Origin of the sequence: Castellaniella sp., from assembly GCF_041675725.1 — a bacterium.
Classification (GTDB): Bacteria; Pseudomonadota; Gammaproteobacteria; order Burkholderiales; family Burkholderiaceae_B; genus Castellaniella.
In genome coordinates this window covers 1-17206 of sequence record NZ_JBAYTI010000022.1, presented here as the reverse complement: position 1 = coordinate 17206, position 17206 = coordinate 1, and the positions used below count along the sequence as shown (strand labels likewise).

Here is a 17206-nt window from a genome sequence, read left to right as displayed (position 1 = left end):
GGGCAGGTGGCATGAAATTCCTCGGTTTCCTGACATCCAGGGTCATCAAGGCACTGATCGTGGTGCTGGGTGTCGTGATCATCAATTTCTTCCTGATCCGGCTGGCACCCGGAGACCCGGCGGCCGTCCTGGCCGGGCAGTCGGGGGCCAGCGATCCCGCCTACGTCGAGCAGCTGCGCGAAGAATTCGGCCTCGACAAGCCCGTGCTGGTGCAGCTCGGGGTCTATCTGTCCGGCGTGGCACGGCTCGATCTGGGCTATTCATACCGCAACAACATGCCGGTGCTCACGCTGATCGCACAGCGCATCCCGGCCACCTTGCTGTTGATGTTCTGCGCCTTCCTGTTTTCCGTCACGCTGGGGGTGCTGTTGGGCGTCGTGGCCGCCAATGCCCGTTACAGGCGGCGCAGGCGATGGCTCGACAACACCGTCATGGCGGTGTCGCTGCTCTTGTATGCCACGCCGCTGTTCTGGCTGGCCCTCATGGCCATTCTGCTGTTTTCGGTGGTGCTGGGCTGGCTGCCGGGCTTCGGCATGGAAACCGTCGGCGCAGGCTTCACCGGCTGGGCCTACGTTCAGGACATCGCCCTGCACCTGGTACTGCCCACCGTTACCTTGGGCTGCTTCTTCATGGCCATGTACGTCATGCTCACGCGTGCCTCCATGCTCGAAGTCATCAACATGGATTTCGTCAAGACGGCGCGCGCCAAGGGGGTGGCGCCCAACACCATCATCCGTCGGCACGTGCTGCGCAATGCGCTGCTGCCCGTCATCACTTTTGCGGGTATCCAACTGGGTCAGATGGCAGGTGGCGCCGTACTCACGGAAACCGTGTTTGCCTGGCCCGGCATCGGGCGCCTCATGTTCGATGCCCTGCTGCAACGTGACTACCAACTGCTGCTCGGGGTGTTCCTGGTGACGTCCATCATGGTCGTCGTGTTCAATCTGCTCACCGACGTCGTCTACCGGTTCGTGGATCCGCGCATCGCGGCCGGCGCACAGCCCGGAGGCGCCCAATGAGCGGGTTCCTGTGGCGCTTTGCGCGCAATTACGGCGCTCTGGCCGGCACGATCATCCTCTTGCTGGTGGTGGTGCTGGCGCTGGTGGCGCCCATCCTGTATCCCGGCTCCCCCTGGATGATGGTGGCCGACCCGCTCATTCCGCCGTTCACCGACCCCGACTACCCGTTCGGCACCGACATGCTGGGCCGTGACATCGCCGCCGGGCTGGCCTGGGGGGCCCAGGTTTCGTTGCTGGTGGGTATCGTATCCACGGTCATTGCCCTGCTGGTGGGGATTCTGGTCGGTTCGATCGCCGGCTATTACGGCGGCCGCATCGATGACTTTCTCATGCGTCTGACCGAATTCTTCCAGACGATTCCGCAGCTGGCCATGGCGGTGGTCCTGGTGGCCGTGCTGAGCCCGAGCATTTATTCGATACTCGCCGCCATCGCCCTGGTGGCCTGGCCGCCGGCGGCCCGCCTGGTGCGCGGCGAATTTCTGTCGCTCAAGCAGCGCGAATTCGTGCAGGCGGCCATCGTGATCGGCCAGCATCCCGGGCGCATCATCGGGTCGCAGATCCTGCCCAATGCGATGTCGCCCATCATCGTGTCCACCTCGTTCATGGTGGCGACGGCCATCCTCACCGAAGCGGCCCTGTCGTTTCTGGGCCTGGGGGATCGCAATCTCATGAGCTGGGGGTTCATGATCGGCGCCGCGCGCACCATGATCCAGCAGGCCTGGTGGATGATCGTCTGGCCCGGTGTGGCGATCCTGCTCACGGTGCTCTCCATCAACCTGATCGGGGGCGGGCTCAGCGATGCGCTCAATCCGCATCTGCGCCGCCCCAACGAATAGGAGCCCGATGTGTCCGTACGCGATTCCGATCATCCTGCGAACGCGCTGCTGTCCGTCCGGGGCCTGACGATCCCGCTGCCGCGGGGCGGCGACCGCCCGTATGCGATCCGCGATATTTCCTTCGATGTCGAACCGCGTGAAATCGTCTGCGTCGTGGGCGAATCCGGGTCGGGCAAGTCCATGACGGCCAATACCATCATGGGCCTGCTGCCGGATTACCTGGTGCCGCAGGCGGGCGAGATCTTCTTTCAGGGGCGCGATCTGCTCAAGCTGCCTGAAGACACCGTTCGCGGGATGCGTGGCAAAGACGTCGCCATGATCTTCCAGGAACCGCTCTCGGCGTTGAACCCGGTCATGAAGGTCGGCCGGCAGATTGCCGAGGTCATGAGCACCCACCATCGGTACCCCGGCGAAGAGCGCAACCGGCGGGTGCTCGAACTGCTCAATTTCGTGGGGCTGCCGGATCCCGCCTCGCTTGGCCAGGCGTATCCGTTCGCCCTCTCGGGCGGGCAGCGCCAGCGCGTGATGATCGCCATGGCCCTGGCCCTCGAGCCCGCGCTGTTGATCGCCGATGAACCCACCACGGCGTTGGACGTCACCACCCAGGCGCAGATCCTGGCCCTGATCAGCGACATCCAGCGCCAGAAGGGCATGGGGGTGCTGTTCATCACGCACGATTTCGGCGTGGTGGCCGAGATCGCCGATCGGGTGGTGGTCATGGAAAAAGGCCGGCTGGTCGAACAGGGGCCCGCCGCACAGGTGCTGAACCAGCCACAAGAGCCCTATACCCGCCGCCTGATCGCGGCCGTGCCGCGGCGGCGTGCGCGCGCCCAGGCCGCCGCCGCATCGGGCGAGCCGCCGCTGCTCGAGGTCCGCAATCTGCGCAAGACGTACCGCATGGGCCGCAAAGGGCTGTTTTCCAGCGGCCGCGAGGTGCACGCAGTCAGCGGCGTGAGCTTCCAGGTCCAGGCGGGCGAGACGCTGGGCATCGTGGGCGAGTCGGGATCCGGGAAATCCACCATCGGCAAGTGCCTGCTGCGCCTGATCCACGTCGATGGCGGCGAGATCCTGTTCGATGGCCACGACCTCACGAAAATGTCGCAAAGGCAGCTCAGGCCGCTGCGCAAATCGATACAAATGATTTTCCAGGATCCGTTTTCCTCGCTCAATCCGCGCCACACGGTGGGCAAGATCATCAGCGATGGCCCGGTTGCGAACGGCATGAGCCGTCGCGAGGCGCAACAGCGCGCCTATCAGCTGCTCGACATGGTCGGGCTCGATCGCTCCGCCTTCGATCGCTATCCGAACCAGTTTTCTGGCGGGCAGCGCCAGCGGGTCGGTATTGCGCGCGCGCTGGCGCTGGATCCCAAGGTGATCGTGGCCGACGAATCCGTTTCTGCGCTCGACGTCTCGGTGCAGGCGCAGGTGCTCGAACTTCTGCGCGCCATCCAGCGGCGCCTGAACATCGCCATGATATTCATTACCCACGACTTGCGCGTGGCGGCCCAGGTCTGCGACCGCGTCGCCGTCATGCACCGCGGGGCTTTTGCCGAGTACGGCGAGCCCGCACAAATTTTTGACCATCCGTCAGACCCCTATACGCAAGAGCTGATTGCCGCGATTCCCGGGAAAGACTGGGATCCCGACCTCAGCGTCATCACCCCAGGAGGCGAGTCATGAAACGAACCCAGGCCGTACCGACCGTACACATCGACAACGAGTTCACGCGGGTCACGCGCTGGACGTTTCCGCCAGGCTCCGAAACCGGTTGGCATCGCCACGAGCTCGATTACGTGGTGGTGCCGGTCATCACGGGCATCCTGCAGATCGACACCCGCGACGGCCAGCGCACGCCCTCGCCGCTGACAGCCGAGCAGCCCTATGCGCGGGCGGCGGGCATCGAGCACAACGTCATCAATGAAAGCGACGTCGAAGTGGCCTTCATCGAAATCGAAATCAAGTGAACGAACCAAGGCTGGACCATGGATACTTATTTTCATCCCGATCAGCTGCTGCACCGGCCACAAAGCTATTTTTCGCGCGGCCAGATGCGCACGCCACAAGAAATTCCGTCCAGGGCCGAGCGCCTGCTCGAAGGCGTCAAGACACTGGGTTTTCCCGTGCGCACCCCCAAGGATCATGGCAGCAGGCCTTTACTGGCCGTGCATGACATCGCCTACCTGCGGTTTCTCGAATCGGCCTACCGGCGCTGGCATGCGGTGCCGGAAGACTGGGGTGACGAGGTCATGTCCAACGTCTTCGTGCGCCAGGGCAACGCCCTGCGCGGGATCCTCGCCGAAGCGGGCCGGTTTCTGGCCGACGGCAGCTGCCCCATCGGCGAGCACACCTGGCGGGCGGCGTATGGGTCGGCCCAATCGGCCATTGCCGGTGCGCACGCGCTGCTTTCCGGCAGCCGGCATGCCTATGCCCTGTGCCGTCCGCCGGGGCACCACGCCCGGGCCGATGGCGCGGGCGGGTTCTGCTACCTGAACAGCAGCGCCATGGCGGCGCAGGTCCTGCGCGACCAATACACGCGGGTCATGGTGCTGGATACCGACATGCACCATGGCCAGGGCATCCAAGAGATCTTCTACGGCCGGGCCGACGTGTTCTACATCTCGATCCATGGGGATCCCACCAATTTCTACCCGGTCGTCTGCGGCTTCGAAAATGAGCGTGGCGTCGGGGCGGGCGGGGGGTACAACCTGAATCTGCCCATGCCCCATGGTTCGCCCGAGGGCGTGTTCTTCGATCGCCTCGAGCAGGCGTTCAGTGCCATCCGCATCTACGAACCGGATGTCCTGGTGCTGGCCCTGGGTTTCGACATCTACCACGAAGACCCTCAGGCGAAGGTCGCCGTCAGCTCTGCGGGCTTCGAGCAGTTGGGGCGGCAGATCCAAAGCCTGGACCTGCCCACCTTGATCGTTCAGGAAGGCGGCTATCACATCGATACGCTGGATCACAACCTGGGCTGCTTCTTTGGGGGGTTCCTGGGCTGAGGGGGCCGCACAGGCCGATCCGGGCCGTGGCTTCGGGCGCTGGCCGGCCCGCTGGCGCAACGCGCGCGCGGGCTTAACGCCCAGGTTCCGGGGTCATGGGCAGCCGCTGTTCGCCCAGCACTTCGTAGCAGGCGCCCGTGGCTTGCGACGTCGAAGCCACCAGCACCAGCCGCTGGGCGCGCCAGATGATGGCGCCGCCTGCAGGCCAGGGCGGCAGCGTGCCATGCGCCACCTTGCGCAACAAGGATATGTGGGGTCGAAAGCGTTCGGCGGGCCGGGCCAGCCCAATGGGTTCGATGTCGGCCCAGAGGCGCTCATGCAGGGTGTGCAGCCAGGATACCGGCGCCGACGACCCCGCCCAGACGATGCGCGGCCCCCTGAAATAGCCGAAGCGATCCAGCACCAGCGTGCCGCCGAACCGCTCGCCCGCCGACAACAGGGCCCGCAGCGCCGGGATCCTGCGCCCGCCGACGGCGCCCAGGAAGGCCAGTGTCAGGTGCAGGGTATCCAGGCGCATGACGCGCCCGCCGCAGGCATCATGTGCCTGTTGCGCCCGGGCCTGCAAGACCCCGGCCGTGTCCGCGTCGGGCCACAAGGCGAAGAACAGGCGGCGGACAGGTTCCTGGCCGGAGGCTGCGTTCATGGGACGGCCAGGGGGCGGGTCAGGATGCCGCTGGCCCGGCAGGAAGGACGACCCATTTGCCCACCACCTGGCGTCGTTGCATCGCTTCGAGCGCAGCGGGGATTTCCGCGAGCGTCAGGCGGCGTGTGATGGCCGGCCGGATGCGGCCCGCCCGAACCCATTCTGCGAGCACGTCGACGTCGGCCTGGGCCGCCGCACGTTCGCGCTTCACGTAATCGCCCCAGAATACGCCCACCACCGCGCAGCCTTTGAGCAGGGTCAGGTTCAGCGCGATACGGGGGATCTCGCCGCTGGCAAAGCCGATGACCAGAAACCGCCCACGCCACGCCGTACTGCGCAGTGCGGCTTCGCTCAGGGGGCCGCCGACCGGGTCGCAGACAACGTCCACGCCGCGCCCCGACGTCAGCTCTTTGAGCCGTGCGCGCAGGTCTTCCTGCTGGTAGTCGATGACCTCGTCGGCCCCATTGGCACGGCATGCCTGTAGTTTTTCCGGGCTGGACGCCGCTGCGATCACGCGCGCGCCGAGCGCCTTGGCGAGTTCGGTCAGGGCGCTGCCCAGGCCGCCCGAGGCGCCGAGGATGAGTACCGTCTCGCCGGGTTGCAGTTGGGCACGATCGACCAGCGCATGATAGGCGGTGCCGTACGTCAGTAGCAGGGATCCGGCGACGTCGAAGGGCAGCCCCTCGGGGACCTTGAAAAGGTCCTGGGCCGGTACGGCAATCTGTTCGGCAAATGCGCCCCATCCGCAAAAGCCCAGGACCGCCTGACCCGGTTCAAATCCGCCGACCTGTGCGCCCACCGCGCGGATGCGCCCGGCAAACTCGCCCCCGGGGCTGAAGGGCAGGGTGGGCTTGAATTGGTAGCGGTTCTCGATGATCAGCGTATCGGGGTAGTTGATCCCGGCGGCGAGGACATCGACCAGCACCTGGTCCGGCTGCAGCTCGGGCGTGGGGCGCTCTTGCAGAACCAGGGTCGAGGGGGGGCCATATTGGTGACAGACGAGCGCTTGCATCGGGACTCCGGGGAAAGGGTTCAGGACGTCGAGAAGACCGGCGCGCGCTTTTGCGCAAAAGCCTGGGCGGCCTCTTGGAAGTCGGCGGTCATCAGGCCCAGCACCTGGGCGTGGTTTTCGAGCTCCAGGCCGGCCTGCAGGCTGCCGGCCTCTAGATTTTGCCAGAACACGCGCTTGCTGTGTGCGCTGGCGTAGGGCGGCAGGGCCAGGATGTCGGCGGCGCGCGCAGTGGCTGCTTCGTGCAGGGCCTCTTGCGGGCATAATGCGGAGACTAGGCCGATGTCCAGCGCTTCCTGGGCCGATACCGGGCGGCCGGTGAGCATGATGTCGGCGGCGCGCCCCGCACCGATCAGGCGCGGCAGGTGGTAGCTGATGCCACATTCGCCGGCCGTCAGACCCAGCTTGACGGCACCGATATGAAAACTGGCCTCGGGCGTGGCCAGGCGTATGTCTGCGGCCAACGCCAGACCCATGCCAGCGCCTACGGCAGGGCCATGAATGGCTGCCACCACGATCGTGCCGGATTCGCGCAGGCGCGCGATCAGCCCCGCGAAGCACAGCTGCAGCGCCATGGCTTCGGCGGGGTCTGGCGCATAGCGGCCCTGTTCGTCGAGCAGGGATTTCAGGTCGAGCCCCGCGCAGAAGGCGGGCCCTTCGCCCGTGAGAATCAGCACGCGCAGGCTCGGGTCCGCCAGCACGCGGTCCAGCGCGCGATGCAGCGCCCGGGCGTCGGCCACCCGCAAGGCATTGCGTTGTTGGGGCCGTTGGATACGGATGCGCGCCAGGCCGGGCGCCAGGGTTTCGGTGATGATGGTGTCGGTCATGCGTTCGCCTTCGGGTCGGCTGGGCGGACCCGCTCGCGCAGGTGGCGCTTGAGCAGTTTGCCGTTGGCATTGCGCGGCAAGGGGTCCGTCTCGAGGGTGAATGTTTCTGGCACCTTGTAATCGGCCAGGCGTTCGGCGCAGAAGGCCTGCAGGGCGTCGGCGGACAGGCCGGATCCGGCGCGCGGCACGACGAAGGCGTGGACCCGCTCCCCCAGTACGGGGCAGGGGGTGCCGACGACGGCGGCCTCGACCACGTCGGGATGCTCGCTGAGGCAGTTCTCGACTTCCACGCTGTAGATTTTGTAGCCGCCCCGGTTGATCAGATCCTTGTAGCGATCCTTGACGTACACGAGGCCTTGCGCGTCCATGTAGCCGACGTCGCCGCTGCGCCAATAGCCGCCGATGAAATTGTCTGCGGTTGCCTTGGCATTGCGCCAGTAGCCTTCGACCACCATGGGGCCCTTGAGCCAGAGTTCGCCGACCTCGCCGCGCGGCAGTTCGCGGCCTTGTGGGTCCATGATGAGGACTTCGGCCACCGGCAGTGGCGGGCCCACGCTGTCCAGGTGGTCGTGCGTGAGATGGGCCGGCATGACGGTGACGGGCGAGGTGGTCTCGGTGGCGCCGTAGCAGTTGGACAGGCGCAGATCGGGCAGCCACTGGTGCAGTTGGTCGAGGACTTCGGGGGGGCATGGGGGCGCCGCCAAAGCCGCCGACGGTCCAGGCAGACAGGTCGTGGCGCTGGTAGTCGTCCTGGAGCAGGCACAGGCGATACATGGCGGGCACCATGAGGGTGTAGGTCATGCGCTCTTGCTCGGCCAGCGCCAGGAACTCGGCCGCCTTGAACCGGGGGGCGATGATCAGTGTGCCCCCCAGGCCCAGCACGACGGCCATCAGGGCCACCAGGCCCGTGACGTGGCTGAGCGGCACCAGGGCCGCCCCGCGGACCGGCCCGTCCAGCCGCAGAACTTGGGTATAGTTCATGACGGAGTGCACGATGCTGAAGTGCGTCAGGATCGCCCCTTTTGGAAAGCCGGTGGTGCCCGACGTGTACAGGATGGCCGCCATGTCTTCTTCCGCCACCGGTGCACAGGCAGGCAGCGGCGCGTGCCGCACCAAAGAAGACCAGGGTGTGGCGCCGCCCGCCAGGGTGTCCGTGTGGACCCGGTGCTGTAGCGCCGGTGTGTCTTCGGCCGGCGGCACCAGCGTGTGCAGTTCGGCGTCATGGATCAGCAGCCGGGCCTCGCAGTCTTGCAGGATGTAGCGGATGCCGGGCATCTGCTCGCGGATGTTCAGGGGCACCACGGCCGCGCCCAGTGCCCAGGCGGCATAACAGGCCAGCACGAACTCCGGCCGGTTCGACAGCAACAGCGCGACCCGGTCGCCCGCGCCGACCCCCAGCGCCTGCAGCCCGGCGGCCACGCGCATGACGTGGTCATCGAACTGCTGCCAGCTGAGCCGCTGGTTGCCGTGCACCAACGCGTCTTGTGCGGGGTGTCGGCCTGCCGCGGCCTGCCGCATGTCGTTCAGGTTCGCCGGGCGGTCCTGAAAGCAGAGGATCACGCGCTGACCAAAATGCTGTTCTCTGCGTGTTGCCAACATGAATCAGCCTCCGTAGGGTTTCAGGGCGCCGGGTCGGCCAGCCGGCTGGCTTGCCGCAGCGCGGCCCGGCAGTCGGCCACGATGCGTTGGATCAGCGTCTCGCAGCTGGGGATGTCGTCGATCAGGCCGATGACCTGCCCGGCCCAGACCAGCCCGGCATCCAGATCGCCGCTCGACAGGGCGTCGCGCCCCCGTTGGCCGCTGACCAGCGGGTGAATGTCCGCGAATTCGCAGCCGCCCGGCCGGTTCTCCAGTGCTACGACCTGGTCGGAGACCGTGTTTTTCAGGACCCGGCCCGTGTTGCGGAAACTGCGGAAAATCAACTGGGTTTCCTGCTCGGTGGCATTGACCAGCGCCTGCTTGATGTTCTCGTGGATCGGTGCTTCCAGCGTAGCGCAAAACCGCGTGCCCATGTTGATGCCTTCGGCGCCCAGGGCGAACGCCGCGGCCATGCTGCGGCCGTCGACCATGCCGCCCGACGCAATCACCGGGATGCGCAGCGCGCGGGTGGCCAGCGGGATCAGAATCAGCCCCGGGATGTCGTCTTCGCCCGGATGGCCGGCGCACTCGAAACCGTCGATGCTGATGGCGTCCACCCCGCGGCGCTCGGCCGACAGGGCGTGACGCACGCTGGTGCATTTGTGGACGATGCGGGCGCCTGCGCGCCGGGCCTTCTCTGTCAGGGCCACGGGATGGTTGCCCGCCGTCTCGAGGATGCGCACCCCGCTGTCCAGGATCGCATCCAGATAGGCTTCGTAAGGCGGCGCCTTGGTGGTGGGCAAAATGGTGAGATTGACCCCGAACGGCTGATCGGTGTGTTCGCGGCAACGTGCGATCTCGCGCGCCAGATGCTCGGGACTGGGCTGCGTCAGCGCCGTGAGGATGCCCAGGCCCCCTGCGTTGGAGACGGCTGCGGCCAGCTCGGTGGTGCCTACCCATTGCATGCCGCCCTGAATGATGGGGTAGCGGATGCCCAGCAGGTCGGTGATGCGGGTCTTCATGGGTTCTATTCTCCTTGGGGTTCGGCTCAGGCGCCCTGGAATTGCGGTGGGCGTTTTTCGAGAAAGGCGTCCACCCCTTCGCGGAAGTCTTGCGTGGTGGTGCACGTGATGAAGCCGGTGGCCTCGCTGTCGAGATGCGCGTCGAGGTCGTGTTGCAGGGCCGTGCGCAGCAGGTGGCGCATGCGCCCGTAGGCGACCGTGGGGCCCTGTGCCAGGCGCAGCAGCAGCTGTTCCGTGGCGGGCGCCAGGGCGGCGTCATCGAGCACTTGGTTGACGAGACCCAGGCGCAGCGCCTCATTGGCATCGATCATGTCGCCGAGAAGAGCCAGCTCGGTGGCCTTGCGCAGGCCCACCATGCGGGGCAGCAGCCACGACGTGGAGCAATCGCAGCTGGCGCCGATCAGCGGATAGGCCACGCCGAAGCGGGTGTCTTGCTGCGCCAGCACGAAGTCTGCATTCAGCATCACGCCCAGACCGGCGCCCGCGACGGCCCCCTGGACGGTACAGACGATAGGCGCATTCTGGTCCGCCAGAATGCGCAAGGCGTCGTGCATGTGGCGGATCAGGGCGGCGGCGACGGCCTCGGGTGCCGTGCGCATGGCCTGCACGTCACCGCCCGCCATGAACGCGCGTCCGGTGCCGCTCAGGTGGATCACGCGTACCCGCGCTTCCTGGGCCAGCGCCCGGCAGCACCGCAGGAAAGCGTCCGCCATGGGGATGTCGATGGCGTTCAGGGCCTGAGGCCGGTTGAAGCGGATCCGGGCGATGCCGTGATCATCCAGGGCATACCGCAGGGGGGATGCCGAGTGGGTATCTGCCGAATGGGACGTGGTTGGCATGGCGGGCGACCTCAGGAAACGCGGTAATAGGGGGCCGTGGCGCCCAGCGATTGGCGCGCCCTGGCGAGTTCGTCGCGGGCGATGGTGCGCAAGTGGACTTCGTCCGGGCCATCGAAATAGCGCATCGCACGGCCCCAGGACCACAGATAGGATAGGGGCGTATCCGGGGTCACCCCCATGGCGCCAAAGACCTGCATGGCGCGATCCAGTACCTGGGTCTGCAGGCGGGCGGCCACCAGCTTGATGGCCGAGACGTCGATGTGCGCCGCTTTGTTGCCGAGCGTGTCCATGCGCCAGGCTGCGCGCAGCACCAGCAGGCGGGCCTGGTCGATCTCGACGCGCGACTGGGCGATCCAGTCGCGTATGTTGGCGTAGTCGGACAGGGCCTTGCCGAAGGCCTTGCGGCTCAGGGCCCGCTCGCACATGAGTTCCAGCGCCAGCTCGCATTGGCCGATGCTGCGCATGCAGTGATGCACCCGCCCCGGCCCCAGGCGGGCCTGCGCCAAGGCAAAACCGGCGTTTTCCTGGCCCAGCAGGGCGTCGACCGGTACCCGGACGTCTGTGTATTTGATCTCGCAATGCCCTTCGGTGGCGTGATGATGCATGATGGCGACGTTGCGCTCGATGGTGACCCCCGGGGTGTCCAGCGGCACGATGATCATCGAATGGCGCTGGTGCCGGGGCGCATCGGGGTCTTCGTTGCTGACGCCCATCACGATGGCAAGGCGGCAATTCGGGTGCAGGGCGCCGGTCGTGAACCATTTGCGGCCATTGACGACGTAGTGGTCGCCGTCGCGCCGTATCGTGGTGCAGATGTTGGTCGCGTCCGACGAGGCGACATCGGGTTCGGTCATCGAAAAACACGAGCGGATTTCACCCCGGAGCAGGGGTTCGAGCCAGCGCTCGCGCTGCGCTTCGGTGGCGAACAGATGCAGCAGCTCCATGTTGCCCGTATCCGGCGCATTGCAGTTGAATATTTCCGACGCCCAGGGGATGCGGCCCATGATTTCGGCCAGGGGGGCATACTGCAGATTGGTCAGACGCGTGCCGGGTTCATCGTCTTTCAGGCCGGGCAGGAACAGATTCCAGAGGCCGGCCTCGCGCGCTTTGGCCTTGAGGGGCTCGAGGATGGCCAGCGGATGTTCGCCCTGCGCAGCCAGGGCTTCGTAGGCGGCATATTGGGGCAAGACGTGGCGTTGCATGAACTGTTGCAGGGTGTTCTGCATCGCCTGGGTTTCCTGGGGGTAATCGAAATCCACGGGGGGCTCCTTGGGGGCGGTTCGGTCAGAGGTCGGCCGCTTCGAGGCCGCGTTGCGTCATGGCCGTTGCCATGGCGCCGATGGTCGCGGCGTCGTCGGCCACGGCATTGCCGGCTCGCGCGCGCGCCGCGATGCCTTCGAAAATCACGGCCATGCGCATCAGCGCAAAGGCCAGGTGGCGTGGCTGCACCTGCCGCGCCGGCTGGTCGCGGCCGGTCAGGCGATAGTAGTGCCGCAGATATTCGGTTTCGTCGGGGATGCCCAGCGCCGCGAGGTCCAGCCCGCGGATGCCACCGTACTCGTGGGGCAGAGTGTGCCAGACGATCGTGTTGAAGGCCAGGTCGGCCAACGGGTGTCCCAGCGTGGACAGTTCCCAGTCGAGTACGGCGACCACGCGCGGTTCGACCGGGTGAAAGAGCAGGTTGTTCAGCTTGTAGTCGCCGTGCGTGAGCGTGGTTTCGTCGTCTTCGAAGGGCTGCGCCTGCAGCCATTCGAGCAGACGGTCGAGTGCCGGGTTGTCGGCGCCTTCGGTCATCGACCATTGTTTCTGCCAGCGCCGGATCTGGCGCTCGAAGTAACCGTGTGGGCGGCCGAAATCGGCCAGCCCGATCGCCTGCCAGTCGACCTGGTGCAGGGTCGCCAGCGTATCGGCCATGGCCTGGTAGATCTGCCGGCGGGTCTCCGGCGCCATGTCGGGCAGGTCGTTGGCAAAGAAGACCCGGCCGGGCACTTTTTCCATCAGGTAGAACGGGGTGTCCAGCACGTCGGCATCGGCGTGATACAGCAGGACCGGGGGCACGGGCAGGCCGGTGCGCGCCAGTGCGGCCATGACCCGGTACTCGCGGTCCACGGCGTGGGCCGAGGGCAGCAGCGCGCCCCCTGGCTGCTTGCGCAACACCAGGGATCGATTGCGGTAATGCAGGAAGAACGTGGGGTTCGACTGCCCGCCGCGGATGGGATCGACGTGCAGGTCGCCTTGCAGACCCGACAGCCGGCTGCGAATGAAGCGGTCCAGGCGTTCGGCGTCGAAGGGCAGTCGTGTCGGGGAGGAGGGAGCGGAGTCCGGGGTCATGGCTTTACAGGATCGGGTTGACGACATCAGCCTCGGGCTGCGGGTGCGCCTCGGTGGGCAGGCCCCTGAAGGCGCAGACGACCTGGCGCGACATTTCGAGCACCAGCAGGGCCAGGGCGAGTGGCATCATGACCAGAACCGGCCATATGGGCCAGAACTGCGTGCCGATCTGCATGGTGCGGCCGAGCATCAGGCTGTTCCAGGTATAGCGCATGACATACCACATGATCACCGCATGAATCAACAGTTCGACGAGCAGCACGAAGGCTTGCACCCAGCGGCGCGTGGCGGGGGCCAGGCTGTTGCTGAGCGCGTCGAAACGCGGAAATGTGCCCTTGCGGTGTGCATAGGGAACGGCCCAGAACACGATCAAGGGAAACGAGATACGCTCGATCATGTTGTATGCGCCCGGAATCAGGTCGGTCTGCAGCCAGTAGCGGCCGATTACGCTGAGTACCGTGATCAGAATCATGGCGAGCAGCGAAAGCCCCGCGCCGATGGCCGTGAGCTGGCGCTCGAACGTATCAATAGTGTGCCAGAATCTCATGGGGCCTCCTTTCAGCGGATCTGGCTGGGCAGCCAGGTGACCAGGGCCGGAAAAAACAGCATCAGTACCGTGACCACCAGGGCGCCCGCCACGGCAAACACCAGGGCCGGCCTGAAGACTTCGCCCACGGGGTAGCGCACCACGCTGGCGGCCGCATAGACCGACAGCCCCACCGGCGGCGTCAGCAGCCCCAGCGAGATCATGAAGCAGGCCATGACGCCGAACCAGAGCAGGTCGACGTGCGCGGCCTGCAGCACAGGCAGCAGGATGGGCACCAGCAGCACGATCACGGCGGCCGATTCGAGGATCATGCCCGCCAGAAAGAACAGCAGCATGATGAACACCAGCAAGAGCGTGGGCGAATCGAGCCAGGGCTGCAGCAGGTGCACGAGCTCGGTGGGCAGGCGGGAAAAGGCCAGGAAGCGGGCCAGGATCTGGGCGCCGATCACCAGCATCATCAGCATGCCCGTGACCACCACCGAGTCGGTCAAGGCCTGGGCGATTCCCCGCAGCGTGATGCGACGCATCAGAACCATCCCGACGAGGGCGGTGAAGGCGCCGATGGCACCGGCTTCGCCCACCGTGATGATGCCCCCGTAGATGCCGCCGAACACCACGACCATCAGTACGATCACGAAGCCGAACGCCAGCAGGCTGCGGCGAAACAGGGCGGGATCTTCGTCTTCGTCGGGCTGGATGCCGTCGGGTGCGCCTGGGCGGATTTCGGCGTAGAACAGCAGGCAGGCGATGTAGACGGCCATGCAGATCAGCCCGGGGATGATCAGCCCGATGAACAGGTGGCCGATGGACACCATGGTGATCGAGCCGTAAATGATGACGATCAGGCTGGGCGGGATGATGGCCGACAACGAGCCCGACACGGCGGCCAGGCCGATGGCGTAGCGCCGGGTGTAGCCGACCCGCTCCAGTTCGTCTCCGGCCAGCGAGGCCAGGGCAGCGGCACTCGCCGAGCCCGAGCCGCAGACGGCGCCCAGCAGGCCGCCCGTCAGGATGGTCGCCACGCCCAGCGGGAAGCGCTTGTAGCCCGACAGGCGATAGGCGACCCGGAACAGATCGATGATCACTCCGCCACGCAGCAGCAGTTGTGCCATGGCCAGGTACAGGGGGATGATGGACAGGGAATAGATGGACGCCGTAAAAAAGATGTCCGGGCCGATGATCCCATTGAACACGCGCGGCCCTGTCCATAAGGCAATGCCCACCAGACCCGATCCCAGCAATACCGTGGAGACGTTCTGGCCGAGCAGCAGGAACAGCGTGAACCAGCCCCCGACCAGCAGGAGGATGACGGAGTGATCCATCTCAGTTGGCCAGGTATTCCGCAACCCCTACGGGCACTTTGCCGCCTTGTTCCGTGATCAGATCCATCCACAGCTGCGCGGTCGCCTTGCCTGGGTGGCCTTTGGCGTCCGTCTGCTCGATCCATTTGATCCAGGTGTCGGCGGCTGCCTTGGCGATATGGTTCTGCATGGCTTCGGACAGGTCGCCGATCGCGACGAATTCGCTGCCATCGGCTTCGGCTGCGGCCCTGACTTCTTCATCCTGGCGGTCGATACCGGCGGCGTTATCGAGCGCGGTCTGGCGGGCGACCTTGTCCCAGGTGGCCCGTTCGTCTTCCGACAGGCTGTTCCAGACGTCGTCCGTGGTGGCCAGGTAGCTTTCCCAGTGACCCAGAGAGACGCCGGTGATGGTGTATTTCAGCAGCTCCTGGAACGAATAGGATTTCCAGTCGCCGATCGACGAGACCATGCCGTCGATGGTGCCCCGCGACAGGGCTTCATAGGCTTGGGCCGAAGGCATGGTCACCGGCGTGGCGCCCAGCTCGGTGAGCACGATGGTATGCAGCGCGGAGCCGGCGCGCAGCGGCATGCCTTGCAGGTCTGCGGGAGACTTCAGGGCCTTGCCGGTGGTCGAGATGGCATAGGCGCCCGTTGCGCCCAGCGGCCAGGCGTGGATGTTCTTGTCTGCTATTTCGTATTCATAGAAGGTCTTGCCGTCCTTGAGCTTGGCGTCCGAGTCCAGCAGGTTCTGGAATGCCCGGGTGGCCATCACCGAGGTGGTGTCATAGGTGGGCAGCTGGGTCACGTCGGAGAGTGCAAACCGGCCTTCGTGATACGGGGCCAGCAGGGGGGCGGCGACGTCGATGGTGCCGCCCTGCAGCGCATCGAGCTCGCGCCCGACGCTGGTCAGGGCGCCGGCGTAGAAGCGTTGAAATTCGATGTCGGATTCCTTTTCCATCGCGTCGGCAAAAGGATTCAGGTAGTTGCCTACCCAGAAATGGACTTCGGGCAGGCTGGCGGCAATGGTCAGGTCGGTGGCCTGGGCCGGGCCGGCCAGGCCCAGGATGACTGCAGCCGCAGTGGTTGTGGCAAGGCGCTTGAGCATGATGTGTCTCCGGTTGTTTGTTTTGAGTGGGGTGCGCCTGATGGTATCGTCCGCGCCGGAGAGATGCCCCCCCTCTAACGGGTAGGTCGGCGGGCGCGGGGTCGGCGGATCAGCGGATCCTGTCGCTCAGCAGCTTGAGATCGCGCGCGCGGGCCACGGCGTCGTCGCGGGCTGCGACCCCCAGTTTGCCGTAGATATTGCGCAGGTGCCACTTGATGGTTTCCGGCGATACGCCCAGCACCTGGGCAATGCGCTTGTTCGACATGCTGTAGGACAGCGCGTCGAGTACGTCGAGTTCACGCTCGGACAGCGGTTCGATGAGGGTGGGCGGGTGGATGGCAGGGGCGTCGGCGCTGCGGCGGGCCTGCGCATCCAGCTGTTCCAGATAGTAGCCCAGCAGCGGATCCTGTTCCCGATAATGCAGCGCGCAGCGCTGGGCCAGGCCCAGCAGTGCCGCACCCATGTCCAGCAGCGTGCGTACCAGACCGTGGGCCTGGCACTGCAGCAGGGTGGGATAGAGGATCTCCAGTGCGCGCTGCGGCTGGCCCAGGCGCTCGAGCAGAAGAGCCTGCTGTAGACGCACGCCGTGGATGTCCTGGCCAAAGGAAGGCGCACCCTCCAGGTTGAACAAGGGGCCCAGTGCGGCCTGGTCGTCGCCTGTGGCCATGTCATACAGTGCCTCTGCCTGCCGGGCCAGCCCCAGGATGCGTCGGCTGACGACGCCGTTCGCATCGGCATGCCGCCCACCCAGCAACAGCAGCTGCTGCAAGGTGTCGTGGGCGCTGCGCCAGTCTTGCATGACCAGAAGGCAGCGCAAGCGTTCCCGCAACGCAAACGCAAGCAGGCGGTGCTGGGACCGCCTCGAGGCCATGTCCTCGAGGCGTTCGAGGCTTTCCAGCGCTTCGAGCGGGTTGCCTGCCTGGCAGCGCAGGCGGGCATAGGCCAGGGTGACGGTGACCAGCGCGTCGGGCAGCACGACGCGCTCGATGGTGTCCAGCCGGCCCTCCAGGAGGCGATCGAGCGCCTCGAGCTCGTTGGTTTCATACAGCACAGCCGATAAATAGGCGGCCGCGTTGCAAGCCGATTCGCTGTACGGGCCCAGCGCCGCTTCGGCCTGGGCCAGCGCTTCGCGCAAGATGGGCTCTGCCTG

General features: G+C 66.1%; 17 protein-coding genes and 1 pseudogene. 5 read left to right on the top strand and 13 right to left on the bottom strand.

Annotated elements, in window-relative coordinates; genetic code table 11:
• Positions 1–11: 11 nt before the first annotated feature.
• From WCZ84_RS06385 to WCZ84_RS06365, 5 genes are read left to right on the top strand one after another with little or no spacing between them, the layout of a single operon-like run.
• The gene (locus WCZ84_RS06385; protein ID WP_372685424.1) at positions 12–1019 is read left to right on the top strand and encodes an ABC transporter permease; all 1008 of its coding nucleotides are present in this window, start codon (positions 12–14) and stop codon (positions 1017–1019) included.
• Entirely contained in the window at positions 1016–1855 is an 840-nt protein-coding gene (locus WCZ84_RS06380; protein ID WP_372685423.1) for an ABC transporter permease, read from the top strand. The genes WCZ84_RS06385 and WCZ84_RS06380 overlap by 4 nt, the downstream gene beginning before the upstream one ends.
• 9 nt (positions 1856–1864) lie before the next feature.
• Positions 1865–3535: an ABC transporter ATP-binding protein gene (locus WCZ84_RS06375; protein WP_372685422.1), complete on the top strand. Its 1671-nt coding sequence runs from the start codon at positions 1865–1867 to the stop codon at positions 3533–3535.
• Entirely contained in the window at positions 3532–3819 is a 288-nt protein-coding gene (locus tag WCZ84_RS06370) for a cupin domain-containing protein (RefSeq protein WP_372685421.1), read from the top strand. The genes WCZ84_RS06375 and WCZ84_RS06370 overlap by 4 nt, the downstream gene beginning before the upstream one ends.
• An 18-nt stretch (positions 3820–3837) precedes the next feature.
• Positions 3838–4854 carry a histone deacetylase family protein gene (locus WCZ84_RS06365; RefSeq protein ID WP_372685420.1) on the top strand — a complete coding sequence of 339 codons (1017 nt, stop codon included), beginning with the start codon at positions 3838–3840 and terminating at the stop codon, positions 4852–4854.
• Between the two features lie 73 nt (positions 4855–4927).
• On the opposite strand, the gene thpR is transcribed toward WCZ84_RS06365, so the two are convergent.
• From thpR to WCZ84_RS06300, 13 genes and pseudogenes are all read right to left on the bottom strand, one after another.
• On the bottom strand, positions 4928–5497 hold the full coding sequence (thpR, locus tag WCZ84_RS06360) for an RNA 2',3'-cyclic phosphodiesterase (RefSeq protein ID WP_372685419.1): 570 nt from the start codon (positions 5495–5497) through the stop codon (positions 4928–4930).
• A 19-nt stretch (positions 5498–5516) separates the two neighbouring features.
• A complete protein-coding gene (locus WCZ84_RS06355) occupies positions 5517–6509 on the bottom strand; it encodes an NADPH:quinone oxidoreductase family protein (RefSeq protein WP_372685418.1) in 993 nt (330 codons plus the stop codon).
• A 20-nt stretch (positions 6510–6529) separates the two neighbouring features.
• Positions 6530–7333: an enoyl-CoA hydratase/isomerase family protein gene (locus WCZ84_RS06350; protein ID WP_372685444.1), complete on the bottom strand. Its 804-nt coding sequence runs from the start codon at positions 7331–7333 to the stop codon at positions 6530–6532.
• Positions 7330–8037, bottom strand: coding sequence for a class I adenylate-forming enzyme family protein (locus WCZ84_RS06345; protein ID WP_372685443.1), 708 nt, complete (start codon positions 8035–8037; stop codon positions 7330–7332). Before WCZ84_RS06345 ends, WCZ84_RS06350 begins: the two co-directional genes overlap by 4 nt.
• Before the next feature lie 61 nt (positions 8038–8098).
• A pseudogene (locus tag WCZ84_RS06340) lies at positions 8099–8851 on the bottom strand (AMP-binding protein); the annotation flags it as partial.
• A gap of 101 nt (positions 8852–8952) precedes the next feature.
• Entirely contained in the window at positions 8953–9933 is a 981-nt protein-coding gene (locus WCZ84_RS06335; protein ID WP_372685417.1) for an NAD(P)H-dependent flavin oxidoreductase, read from the bottom strand.
• Positions 9934–9959: 26 nt separating this feature from the next.
• Positions 9960–10772: an enoyl-CoA hydratase/isomerase family protein gene (locus WCZ84_RS06330; RefSeq protein WP_372685416.1), complete on the bottom strand. Its 813-nt coding sequence runs from the start codon at positions 10770–10772 to the stop codon at positions 9960–9962.
• A gap of 11 nt (positions 10773–10783) precedes the next feature.
• Complete coding sequence (locus WCZ84_RS06325) at positions 10784–12031, bottom strand: acyl-CoA dehydrogenase family protein (protein ID WP_372685415.1); 1248 nt, start codon at positions 12029–12031, stop codon at positions 10784–10786.
• 25 nt (positions 12032–12056) lie between these two features.
• Positions 12057–13103, bottom strand: a complete 1047-nt coding sequence (locus WCZ84_RS06320) for a phosphotransferase family protein (protein ID WP_372685414.1) — start codon at positions 13101–13103, stop codon at positions 12057–12059.
• Positions 13104–13107: 4 nt separating this feature from the next.
• On the bottom strand, positions 13108–13650 hold the full coding sequence (locus WCZ84_RS06315; protein WP_372685413.1) for a TRAP transporter small permease: 543 nt from the start codon (positions 13648–13650) through the stop codon (positions 13108–13110).
• Between the two features lie 11 nt (positions 13651–13661).
• Positions 13662–14972 carry a TRAP transporter large permease gene (locus WCZ84_RS06310; RefSeq protein WP_372685412.1) on the bottom strand — a complete coding sequence of 437 codons (1311 nt, stop codon included), beginning with the start codon at positions 14970–14972 and terminating at the stop codon, positions 13662–13664.
• Position 14973: 1 nt separating this feature from the next.
• A complete protein-coding gene (locus WCZ84_RS06305) occupies positions 14974–16056 on the bottom strand; it encodes a TRAP transporter substrate-binding protein (protein ID WP_372685411.1) in 1083 nt (360 codons plus the stop codon).
• 109 nt (positions 16057–16165) lie between these two features.
• A partial coding sequence (locus tag WCZ84_RS06300; protein ID WP_372685410.1) for a LuxR C-terminal-related transcriptional regulator occupies positions 16166–17206 on the bottom strand: 1041 nt, incomplete at its 5' end.